Source organism: Thiorhodococcus drewsii AZ1 (genome assembly GCF_000224065.1).
Taxonomy (GTDB): domain Bacteria; phylum Pseudomonadota; class Gammaproteobacteria; order Chromatiales; family Chromatiaceae; genus Imhoffiella; species Imhoffiella drewsii.
Genome location: NZ_AFWT01000013.1, coordinates 128,855 through 140,343, shown reverse-complemented (window position 1 = coordinate 140,343; position 11,489 = coordinate 128,855). Strand labels below are relative to the sequence as shown.

Annotated in this window: 5 protein-coding genes and 1 pseudogene; 5 read left to right on the top strand and 1 reads right to left on the bottom strand. The window is 61.1% G+C overall.

Annotation, left to right across the window (positions count from 1 at the left end; all coding sequences use genetic code 11):
- Nucleotides 1-116 precede the first annotated feature (116 nt).
- The 5 genes and pseudogenes from THIDRDRAFT_RS10955 to THIDRDRAFT_RS10935 form a co-directional block, all read left to right on the top strand.
- Nucleotides 117-719, top strand: a pseudogene (locus THIDRDRAFT_RS10955) (type IV pilus secretin PilQ); the annotation flags it as partial.
- 232 nt (nt 720-951) lie between these two features.
- Nucleotides 952-1,476, top strand: a complete 525-nt coding sequence (gene aroK / locus THIDRDRAFT_RS10950) for a shikimate kinase AroK (RefSeq protein WP_007040903.1) — start codon at nt 952-954, stop codon at nt 1,474-1,476.
- Between the two features lie 10 nt (nt 1,477-1,486).
- Nucleotides 1,487-2,569: a 3-dehydroquinate synthase gene (aroB, locus tag THIDRDRAFT_RS10945; protein WP_007040902.1), complete on the top strand. Its 1,083-nt coding sequence runs from the start codon at nt 1,487-1,489 to the stop codon at nt 2,567-2,569.
- Between the two features lie 436 nt (nt 2,570-3,005).
- Nucleotides 3,006-7,661: a glutamate synthase large subunit gene (gene gltB, locus THIDRDRAFT_RS10940; RefSeq protein WP_007040901.1), complete on the top strand. Its 4,656-nt coding sequence runs from the start codon at nt 3,006-3,008 to the stop codon at nt 7,659-7,661.
- Complete coding sequence (locus THIDRDRAFT_RS10935; protein ID WP_007040900.1) at nt 7,654-9,120, top strand: glutamate synthase subunit beta; 1,467 nt, start codon at nt 7,654-7,656, stop codon at nt 9,118-9,120. Before gltB ends, THIDRDRAFT_RS10935 begins: the two co-directional genes overlap by 8 nt.
- A 140-nt stretch (nt 9,121-9,260) precedes the next feature.
- Here the strand turns inward: THIDRDRAFT_RS10935 and gspD are convergent, their stop codons facing one another.
- Nucleotides 9,261-11,486: a type II secretion system secretin GspD gene (gspD, locus tag THIDRDRAFT_RS10930; RefSeq protein ID WP_007040899.1), complete on the bottom strand. Its 2,226-nt coding sequence runs from the start codon at nt 11,484-11,486 to the stop codon at nt 9,261-9,263.
- Nucleotides 11,487-11,489 lie beyond the last annotated feature (3 nt).

Sequence of the window (11,489 nt, the reverse complement as noted above, 5' to 3'; positions counted from 1 at the left end):
CGCTCAGTCGGTAGTCGTTCATGCGCTGGAGATTACCATGGTGAGCAGACGGTTAACGAGGGAGCCTGAGCCGAAAATTCGTATGAGACGGGTATAATTCCACCCTGACCGACAACAGCGGTAACACGACTCTCATCACCAACCTGCCAGCGGGGGCTGCGTCCGGATCCATCGACTTCCTGCTCGGAAAGGTCGGGTCTTATTTGCTTCAGCTAGAGCTCTCGGCGATGCAGCGTGAAGGCCGAGGAGAGATCGTCTCTAGTCCCAGGGTCATCACCTCGGACCAGCATCAGGCGACTATCAAGGTCGGCTCCGAGATTCCTTATCAGGAGAAGACCGGAGAGGGGAATACCTCTGTGTCATTCAAGGAGGCGGCGCTACAGCTGGATGTTACTCCCCATATCACGCCTGACGATCGCATTATGATGGATCTCAAAGTCAACAAAGATAATCCCGATTTCACCAACCTTGTGAACGGCGTGCCGCCAGTTGAGACGCGAGCGGTCGAGACGAACGTGCTGGTCGACAACGGTGAAACCGTGGTATTAGGCGGTGTCTACGAGCGTGAGAAGGCATTCAATAAGGAGCAAGTGCCTTGGCTGGGTGACATCCCTGTGCTTGGTCGTTTGTTCAAGACGGAAAGCCGTTCGGACAACAATTCGGAACTTCTGATCTTTGTGACACCGAAGATCCTAAAGAGCAATCTCGTTCAGCGTTGAGGTGTCTTACACCAACCAATGGCTATCGAGTCGGCCCCCATTCCGCTATGGTTGGCGCGATGGGGACACGGACGCATCGTGACGCCAGCCGGAGCTCGGATCGAGCCACGCGTTTCATCCGAGGTTCTAGCCTTCCAGAGCGGGCGTCTCTCGCCTGGTCTTCCTTTTCACGGCGCGCGCTCGGCGCGCGCGCCCTTGCTTGCATGCCAAAAATCTGGCATACCTTTCCGCTATGATGCGCGCACAGAACATTTTTATCGTCGGCCCCATGGGCGCCGGCAAGAGCACCGTTGGCCGGCAGCTGGCCGAAACCCTGTCCTATACCTTCAAGGACAGTGACCAGGAAATTCAGCGTCGTACCGGCGTCGATATTCCAACCATTTTCGAGTTCGAGGGCGAAACAGGTTTCCGGGCCCGCGAGAGGCAGGTCATCGAGGCCTTAGTGGCCGAGGAGCGGATCGTTCTAGCCACCGGTGGCGGTGCCATCCTGAACCCGGAGAATCGTCAGGATCTCTCGGCGAGGGGCGTCGTCATCTATCTGCACTGCAGTCCCGAGCAGCAATACTCCCGTACGGCACGCGATCGCAATCGCCCCCTGCTCGAAACGGAGGATCCGCTCGAACGGCTCCGCGAGATCATGGCGGAGCGGGAACCGCTCTATCGGCAAGTGGCCGATATGGTGGTCTCCACCGAAAAACGAGGCACCAGTTCGGTGGTTAAGGAAATCTGCCGACGACTCGAATCCGAAGAGATCTGAATCTTCAATCATGGCTCAAACACTGAACGTCGACCTCGGATTGCGCAGCTACCCGATCTATATCGGAAGCGGACTGATCGCAGATCCAGAATTTTATCGGCCGCACGTTCGGGGCGAGAGAGTGATGATCGTCACCAACGAGACGGTCGCTCCGATCTATTTGGACTCGGTGAAGGCGGCTCTGGCGGATTATCATATTTCCGAGGTCGTGCTTCCGGATGGAGAGCAATACAAGACACTGGAGGTCTGGAATCGGATCTTCGATGCACTGTTGCACGAGCGCTTCGCTCGGGATTGCACCCTGATCGCACTCGGTGGCGGTGTCGTCGGCGATATGACCGGATTCGCGGCAGCCTGCTATCAGCGCGGGGTGCCCTTCATCCAGGTTCCGACGACCCTGCTTGCACAGGTCGACTCCTCGGTCGGTGGAAAGACGGGGATCAATCATCCAGCCGGCAAGAACATGATCGGCGCCTTCCATCAGCCTCTGGCGGTGATTGCCGATACCGACACGCTGGAAACGCTCGCGCAGAAGGAGCTTTCGGCAGGACTTGCCGAGGTGCTGAAATACGGCTTCATTCGGGATCTCCCCTTCCTGGCCTGGATGGAATCCCACATGGCCGAACTTCTCGCCCGCGACCCGAGCGCCTTGGGACATGCGATCAAGCGATCCTGTGAGATCAAGGCCGCGATCGTCGCCGAGGACGAACTCGAATCGGGCCAGCGCGCGCTTCTCAATCTGGGCCACACCTTTGGTCACGCGATCGAGGCTGGAGCGGGTTATGGAACCTGGTTACATGGGGAGGCCGTCGCGGTAGGGACCTGTATGGCGGCCAACCTCTCACAGCGGCTCGGTTGGCTCGACGAAGGCGATGTGGAACGCGTGCGTCGACTCGTTTCCTCAGCCGGTCTGCCCACCGACCCGCCGGCCGATCTGTCGCCGGAGCGCTTCCTTGACCTCATGTCGGTGGATAAGAAGGTGCTCTCCGGGAAGATGCGCTTCGTTCTCCTAAAGGCCTTGGGCGATGCCATCGTGACCTCCTATGTCGAGCCGGACCTGCTCTACGCGACTTTGGCCGATCGCTGTCCTTGATGGATGCGATAGGCGCTCGATAATGTGACATTCCGCACTATCGTGGTGCGGTTTACCTTGTATTCCACCGACCTCTTCCGCTCTCTGAACCCTCAAAGACCCTTGTTTTTGCTGGCATGCTCAATGCAAAGGCGATATGATCGTGGGTTCGCGATTTCAACCCGGTCTGGTTGTCTCGTGATACGTCGATATGAACGACGATCTCCCGCCGGACTTCCGCGCTGGACGACCGGGCCGCTGAAGTCTGATCACACTGGATATCGGATGTCGATCACGGCTCGTTGCCGTCGACCCACCGCGATCCGGCCCAAAGATCACAGGATGGTGGTGTCCGTCCGAAACTGAACCATTCGGCTTTCCATGAGCGCCGGTGGACGCGTATTCGGCGAACGCCATACAGTCGAATTACTTACCTTAGGTATCAACGAGGTCAGCGATGAGCCTTCGTGCACTACCACCCGCACAGGGTCTCTATGACCCAGCCAATGAGCGTGACGCCTGTGGCGTCGGCTTCGTCTGTCACATCAAGAACAAGAAAAGCCACGCGATCGTTCAACAGGGGCTCGAAATCCTCGACCGATTGACCCATCGCGGTGCTGTCGGCGCCGATCCGAAGGCCGGAGATGGTGCTGGAATCTTGGTCCAGATCCCCGACGCCTTCTTCCGCGCCGTGGTCGATTTCGAATTGCCGCCCGTCGGTGCCTATGGTGTGGGCATGGTGTTTCTGCCCAAGGATGAGAGCGCTCGCGCCGGCATGGAGGAGACGGTCACCCGTCGCCTTGAGGAAGGCGGTCAGCGCGTACTCGGTTGGCGTGACGTCCCGGTGGACAATAGTTCACTCGGTGAGAGCGTGCTGCCGAGCGAGCCCGTGGTACGCCAGGTCTTCGTCGGTTTGGGCAATCACTGTTCCGATCAGGCGGCCTTCGAGCGGCGCCTGTTCGTCATCCGCAAGCGCATGGACAACGAGATCCGTAGCGCCGGATTCGACAAAACCGCCTATTACGTGGTTTCGCTGTCCTCGCGCACCATCAATTACAAAGGCATGCTGCTCGCCGATCAGGTCGGCAAGTACTACCTGGATCTCAGCGATGAACGTTTCGCCTCGGCCCTGGCCCTGGTGCATCAGCGTTTCTCCACCAACACCTTCCCGACCTGGGATCTGGCTCAGCCGTTCCGTATGATCTGCCACAACGGCGAGATCAACACCGTGCGCGGTAACGTCAACTGGATGGCCGCGCGTCGTCACACCATGCGCTCGGAGATCCTCGGCGACGACCTCGACAGCATCTGGCCGCTGATCCCCGAGGGTCAGTCCGACTCGGCCAGCTTCGACAATGCGCTCGAGCTGCTGGTGATGGGCGGCTACTCCCTCGCCCACGCCATGATGATCCTGATCCCCGAGGCCTGGTCCGGCAACAAGCAGATGGACGCCGAACGGCGCGCCTTCTACGAGTACCATGCCGCGCTGATGGAGCCCTGGGACGGTCCGGCCGCAGTCGCCTTCACCGACGGCCGTCAGATCGGCGCGACCCTGGACCGCAACGGTTTGCGCCCGGCACGCTATCTCGTCACCAACGATGACATGGTTATCATGGCCTCCGAGATGGGCGTCCTGGACATCGCCGAGGAGCGGATCGTCAAGAAATGGCGGCTGCAGCCCGGCAAGATGTTCCTGATCGATCTCGAACAGGGCCGCATCATCGACGACGGCGAACTCAAGGCCGAATTGGCCTCGGCGCAGCCGTACCGTGAATGGCTGTCCAAGACCCAGATCCATCTCGACGAGTTGCCGACCAACGTCGCCCCCATGGCGCCGGACGACGACACCTTGCTCGACGCGCAGCAGGCCTTCGGCTATAGCCAGGAAGACCTCAAGTTCCTGCTCACACCGATGGTCGCCACGGGTCAGGAGGCGATCGGATCGATGGGCGCGGACAATCCGCCTTCGGTGCTGTCGAGCCGCCCGAAGCATCTCTCGACCTATTTCAAGCAGAACTTCGCTCAGGTCACCAATCCGCCGATCGATCCGATCCGCGAAGAGCTGGTGATGTCGCTGGTGTCGCTCATCGGTCCGCGACCGAACCTGCTCGGTCTCAACGAAGCCGGTAAAAACTGGCGTCTTGAGGTCAACCAGCCGGTGCTGACCAACCAGGACCTGGAGCGGGTGCGTCACATCGAGGACAACAGCGGCGGTGCCTTCCGCACCACCTCGCTGCACATGGTCTACGCCTCGGGCGAGGGCGACGCGGGGATGTCCACCGCGCTCGAGCGTCTCTGCAAGGAGGCCGAGGATGCGGTGCTCGCGGGCTACAACATCCTCATCCTCTCCGACCGCAACACCAATCGCGATCACATTGCCATCCCCGCGCTGCTGGCGACCTCGGCGGTCCATCACCACCTGATCCGCCGTGGTTTGCGTACCAGTTCTGGCCTGGTGGTCGAGACGGGTGCTGCGCTTGAGGTGCATCACTTCGCCACACTTGCCGGCTATGGCGCGGAAGCGATCAACCCCTACCTGGCGTTCGATACCATCGAGTCGATGCTGCCGCTGTTCTCCGAGAAGCTGAGCTTCGAAGAGGCCCAATCGCGCTACATCAAGGCGGTCGGCAAGGGGCTGAAGAAGGTGATGTCGAAGATGGGCATCTCCACCTTCCAGTCCTACTGCGGCGCCCAGATCTTCGATGCGATCGGTCTCAACAGCGATTTCGTCGCCGAGTATTTCACCGGCACTCCGACCACGGTCGAGGGCGTGGGTCTGTCCGAGATCGCCAAGGAGGCGGTGCGCTGGCACAGCCAGGCATACGGCAACAACCAGATCTATCGCAAGCACCTCGACGTTGGTGGCGACTACGCCTTCCGGCTGCGCGGTGAGGATCACATCTGGACTCCGGAGACCATCGCCAAGCTGCAGCACGCCACACGTGCCAATGACGCCAAGACCTTCTCCGAGTTTTCGCGCCTGATCGACGAGCAGAGCGAGCATCTGCTGACCTTCCGTGGCTTGATGGATTTCCGTTTTGCCGCCGACCCGATCCCGCTGGATGAGGTCGAACCGGCCAAGGAGATCGTCAAGCGCTTCGCGACCGGTGCCATGTCCTTCGGCTCGATCAGCTACGAGGCGCACTCGACGCTCGCCAAGGCGATGAACGCCATCGGCGGCAAGTCGAACACCGGCGAGGGTGGCGAGGAGCCCGAGCGCTTCAATCCGCTACCCGACGGTTCGATGAACCCCGAGCGCTCGGCGATCAAGCAGGTCGCCTCGGGTCGCTTCGGCGTCACTGCCGAGTATCTGGTCAACGCCGACGACATCCAGATCAAGATCGCCCAGGGCGCCAAGCCCGGCGAAGGCGGTCAGTTGCCCGGCCACAAGGTCAATGCCCAGATCGCGCGGGTACGCCATTCGACACAGGGTGTCGGACTGATCTCGCCGCCGCCGCACCACGATATCTACTCGATCGAGGATCTGGCGCAGCTCATCCATGACCTGAAGAACGTCAATCCCAAGGCGCGCATTTCGGTCAAGCTGGTCTCCGAGGTTGGTGTCGGCACCGTGGCCGCAGGCGTGTCCAAGGCCCATGCCGATCACGTGACCGTTTCCGGCTATGACGGCGGTACCGGCGCGAGCCCGCTGACCTCGATCAAGCATGCCGGATCGCCCTGGGAGATCGGTCTCGCCGAGACCCATCAAACCCTGGTGCTCAACCGTTTGCGCTCGCGCATCGCGGTTCAGGTCGACGGTGGCATGCGTACCGGTCGCGACGTGGTCGTCGGTGCCTTGCTCGGCGCGGACGAATTCGGCTTCGCCACTGCGCCGCTGATCGTCGAGGGCTGTCTGATGATGCGCAAGTGTCATCTCAATACCTGTCCGGTCGGCGTCGCCACTCAGGATCCGGAACTGCGCAAGCGCTTCACCGGCAAGCCCGAGCACGTCATCAACTACTTCTTCTTCGTCGCCGAGGAAGTGCGTCAGCTGATGGCCAAGCTGGGCTTCCGTTCCCTGGACGAGATGATCGGCCGCTCCGACCGGCTCGAAATGCGTCGCGCGATCGAGCACTGGAAGGCGCAGGGGCTCGACTTCTCGCGTCTGCTCGCAACCCCCGAGGTCGGTCCCGAGGTCGCCATCCACCACTGCGAGACCCAGGATCACGGTCTCGATCGTGCGCTCGACCGCGACCTGATCCGCCAGGCCGAGCCAGCACTCGAGCGCGGCGAGTCCGTGCGTATCGAGACCCCCGTGAAGAACTTCAACCGTTCCGTCGGCGCCATGCTTTCTGGCCGGGTCGCCGAACGCTACGGTCATGCCGGTCTGCCCGACGATACCATTCACATCAAGGCCAAGGGCACCGCAGGTCAGTCCTTCGGTGCCTGGGTTGCCCGTGGCGTTACCATCGAGCTTGAGGGCGAGGGTAACGACTATGTGGGCAAAGGCCTTTCGGGCGGTCGTCTCATTATCTATCCGCCGGCCGAATCGGCCATCGGCAATGCCGAGGAAAACATCATCGTCGGCAACACCGTGCTCTACGGTGCCATCGGTGGCGAGAGTTTCTTCCGCGGCGTCGCCGGCGAGCGCTTCTGCGTGCGTAATTCGGGCGCCACGGCCGTCGTCGAAGGCGTTGGCGATCATGGCTGCGAGTACATGACCGGCGGTATCACTGTGGTGCTCGGTCCTACGGGACGTAACTTCGCGGCCGGCATGTCCGGCGGCATCGCTTACGTGCTGGACGAGGCGGGCGATTTCGCCGATCGCTGCAATCTTGCGATGGTCGGACTGGAACCGATCGCCGAAGAGGACGACGCCCTTGAGGCGCTTGATCATCAAGGTGGTGATCTGGAGTCCCATGGTCGCGTGGATCTGAGTCGCGACATGACGCGATACGATGCCAAGCGTCTCAGACAGCTGATCGAGAAGCACCTGCATTACACCAATTCTGCGGTCGCTCGCCGCATCCTCGACGATTGGTCCAGCTATCTGCCCAAGTTCGTCAAGGTGATGCCGGTCGATTACCGGCGCGCGCTGGAGGACATGCAAGCCAACCAGAGCAGACCGCCACAGCCGAACAAGCCGCTGAAGGGGATCGTCGACCATGGGTAAGCCAACCGGTTTCATGGAATACGCGCGTCGCGACCGGCGTTACGAGCCGGCAGGCGACCGTGTCGTTCACTACAAGGAATTCGTCCTGCCTCTCACCGAGGGTGAACTGCACGAACAGGGCGCCCGTTGCATGGACTGCGGGATTCCCTTTTGCCATCAAGGCTGTCCGGTCAACAACATCATTCCGGATTGGAACGATCTGGTGTACCGGGGCGACTGGCAGGCGGCGATCGAGGTCCTGCACTCGACCAACAACTTCCCCGAGTTCACGGGACGCATCTGCCCTGCGCCCTGCGAGTCGTCCTGCACCCTGAATCTGAACGATTCCCCGGTCGCCATCAAGACCATCGAGTGCGCCATCGTCGACCGTGGTTGGGAAGAGGGTTGGATCAAGCCGCAGGTGCCCGAGCGTCGCACCGGCAAGCGTGTCGCCGTCGTGGGTTCCGGGCCCGCCGGTATGGCCGCCGCCCAACAGTTGGCGCGAGCTGGCCATAAGGTCTCACTGTACGAGAAGGCCGATCGTATCGGCGGTCTGTTGCGTTACGGGATCCCCGATTTCAAGCTGGAAAAATCGCTCATCGACCGCCGCATGGCGCAGATGCGCACCGAGGGTGTCGAGTTTCACACCAACACACACGTTGGCGTCGATCTGACCATCGGGGCGCTGCGCGAGACCTATGACGCCGTGGTGCTCGCCGGTGGCTCCGAGAAGCCGCGCGATCTCCCCGTTCCTGGCCGCGACCTGAAGGGCGTCCATTTCGCGATGGACTTCCTGTCGCGGAACAGTAAGCGCGTTCAGGGATCCTTCGTTCCAGATTCCGACTTCATCTGTGCCCAAGGAAAGGACGTCCTAGTCATCGGTGGTGGCGACACGGGTTCGGACTGTATCGGAACCTCGAATCGGCACGGCGCCAAGTCCGTGACCCAAGTCGAGATCCTGGATCGTCCCCCGGAGAAGGAGAACAAGGCGCTGACTTGGCCCAACTGGCCGAACAAGATGCGCACCTCCAGCTCGCAGGAAGAAGGTTGCGAGCGGATGTGGAACTTCGCCACCAAGGAATTCGTCGGCGACGCCGATGGCAACGTGACCGCCGTGCGTTACATCAAGGTCCAATGGGACAAGGACACCGATGGCCGTTGGCAGATGAAAGAGCTTCCCGGGACCGAGGGTGAGATCAAGGCCGATCTGGTGCTGCTCGCGATGGGCTTTGTGCATCCGGTGCACACGGGCATGATCCAGCAGCTTCAGGAAGAGGCGGGGCTCGAACTCGACCCACGCGGCAACGTCAAGGGCGTCACCGAGGGAGCCGATGCCTATCGCACCTCGGTCGATGGTGTCTTCTGCGCGGGCGACATGCGTCGCGGTCAATCGCTCGTAGTGTGGGCGATTCGCGAGGGACGTCAGTGCGCTCGCGCGGTCGATGAATGGCTGATGGGCCAGACGGATCTGCCGAGATAAGCTCTCGCCCAACGGAATAAAAAAGGCGGCCATCTGGCCGCCTTTTTTTATTCAGCTACCAGCACAGTGTGCGTCGTTCTCTTGCTGGCCGCTACAAGCTGGTGGCTGGCCGCTACAAGCTGGTGGCTGGCCGCTCACCATCAGAACTTGAAATTGAGTCCCTTGACCTTCTTGCGGAAGTCTTCGGTCACGGCCTCCACGTCCTGATCGCTCGAAATGACCTTGGGCGTCAGCACCACGATCAGCTCGGTTCGGCCAGCCGACTTGGTGCGTTCACCGAACAGGATGCCGGCGAAGGGCATCTTGTAGAGTCCGGGTATCCCCGACTTGCCCTGTTCGCGCTGATCCTGGATCAGACCGCCCAGAACGACCGCCTGATTGGAGCGCACGGCGACCGAGCTGTTGATGCTGCGCGTCTTGAAGGTTGGCGAATCGAGCGCGGAACTGGTGGTCTCCGCGACCGTGCTCACTTCCTGCTCGATATCCATCTGCACCAGTCCGCCGGGGGTCACGCGCGGCTTGACCGACAGCATCACACCCGTGTCCTTGTACTCGATGGTATTGATGACGCGATCATTGTTGGACGAGGTGCTCTGCTGCTCCGAGGTCGCGATCGGGACCTGCTCACCGACCTGAATCTTCGCTGTCTGATTGTCCATGACCATCACGGACGGCGAGGACAGCACATTGACCAGGCTCTCGCTCGCCAGGGCGCTCAGGGTCGCCTTGATGGTGTTCGGGTTGGAGATCAGCGCCCAGTTGAAGCCGGGGAACGAGGTACCGATGCCCGAGGTATTCGCGCTATCGAGCGTGCCGTCGAGCGTGGCGTAGCTCTTTCCCTCTGACCCGGGACCAAACAGCTCCCATTGAACGCCGTATTGTAGATTGCCTGTTAGGGTGATCTCGACGATCGTCGCCTCGACCAACACCTGCAGAGGCACGATATCGAGCTGTTTCAGGGCGTCCAGGATCTTCTTGTAGTCGCGGGCCGTACCACGAATCAATAATGAGTTGTTGACGCCGTCGGCGACGATGCTGACGGCGGAACTCATCTGAAGTTCGTGCGATGAGGAACTGGGCTGAGTTCGCCCCGTGGAGTTGGAGAAACCGCTCGAAGAGGTTCCGCTGCCTATGCCACTGTCGCTTGCCATCACCGCATTGGCCCGAGAGCCGATACTCGATCGGCCGAGGCCGGGTGCCACGCTGCCGACCGAACGGTTCGAGCCGCTACTCTTACCACCGAACAATTGAGAGAGGATCTCGGCCATGTTTTCGGCATCGCTGTGCTTCACGCGATACACGAACAGACGCTCGGCAGCGTCCCCGCTCGCCTCGGCCATATCCAAACGCTCGATCCAGTTGCGTGCTTGCTGGATATAGCGCTCCTGGGGCGAGACCACCAGCAGGGCGTTAGCGCTTTCGATCGGTACGAAGCGGAACAGGCCCTTCAGCGGATTGCCGCCCTCATCGGCGAGCAGACTCTGGAGCTGGGTCTGAACCTCGTTGGCCTTGGCGAACTCCAGCACGAAGAACCCGACCGACAGACCAGACATCCAGTCGACGTCGAAGACGCGGATTGTATCGAGCAAATTGCCCATTTCCGAGCTGGTTCCGGCGATCACCAGCAGGTTGCGCAGGTTGTCGACGCGGATGACACTGCCCTCGGGCGCCAGGGGCTGGAGAATGCTGCTCATCTCCTCGGCGCCGATATAGCGCAGCGGTACGACTTGGACACTGTAGCCCGCCGGAAGGGCGCGCGTAGATTCACCGAGCTGGGGCACGACCTTGCCTTGCATGGCGTTCGTGAGGGGAACCACCTCGTAGGTGCCGTCGCGATAGACGATCGCCGCGTTGTTCATGCGCAGCAAGGTTTCCAGGGTCGGAATCAGGTCGTCTCGACGGAGCGGCCGTCCTGTCTCCAGTGAGGCTACGCCCTGCACCGAGGGGTGAAGGACATAGTTCACCTTGAGCACGTCCCGGAGGATCACCTGCACGACCTCACGGATGTCGGTGCCATCGAAGTTGAGTGTGACGTCTCCCGGGGTGGTATCGACGCTCGGGGGGGTGACCTTGCGCACGAAGGTGCCGGTTCCGCGTTGGAGCGAATCGAGCGCGCGGGGGGCCTTGTCCGTATCGTCACCGAGCGCAATGGTGCTCGCGCTCGCACCCCCGCGTTTCCTGTTTTCTTCCAGCTTCTTCAGCTGATCGCCATCGACGATGTGACCCTGAGGATCGCCCACCTTGAGGGTTGGATCCCAGTTTTCCTTCTCACACGCGGACAGACAGGGGATGACGGCGATCAGTGCGATGACTCTCAGCCAGTCTCCAAGCCGGATACGGCGATCGATATGAAGCGCGGGGTACATTGT

Coding starts and splice junctions, on each gene's coding strand:
- gltB (WP_007040901.1), top strand. CDS start 3,006: ATGAGCCTTCGTGCACTACCACCCGCACAGGGTCTCTATGACCCAGCC.
- aroB (WP_007040902.1), top strand. CDS start 1,487: ATGGCTCAAACACTGAACGTCGACCTCGGATTGCGCAGCTACCCGATC.
- aroK (WP_007040903.1), top strand. CDS start 952: ATGATGCGCGCACAGAACATTTTTATCGTCGGCCCCATGGGCGCCGGC.
- gspD (WP_007040899.1), bottom strand. CDS start 11,486: ATGTACCCCGCGCTTCATATCGATCGCCGTATCCGGCTTGGAGACTGG.
- THIDRDRAFT_RS10935 (WP_007040900.1), top strand. CDS start 7,654: ATGGGTAAGCCAACCGGTTTCATGGAATACGCGCGTCGCGACCGGCGT.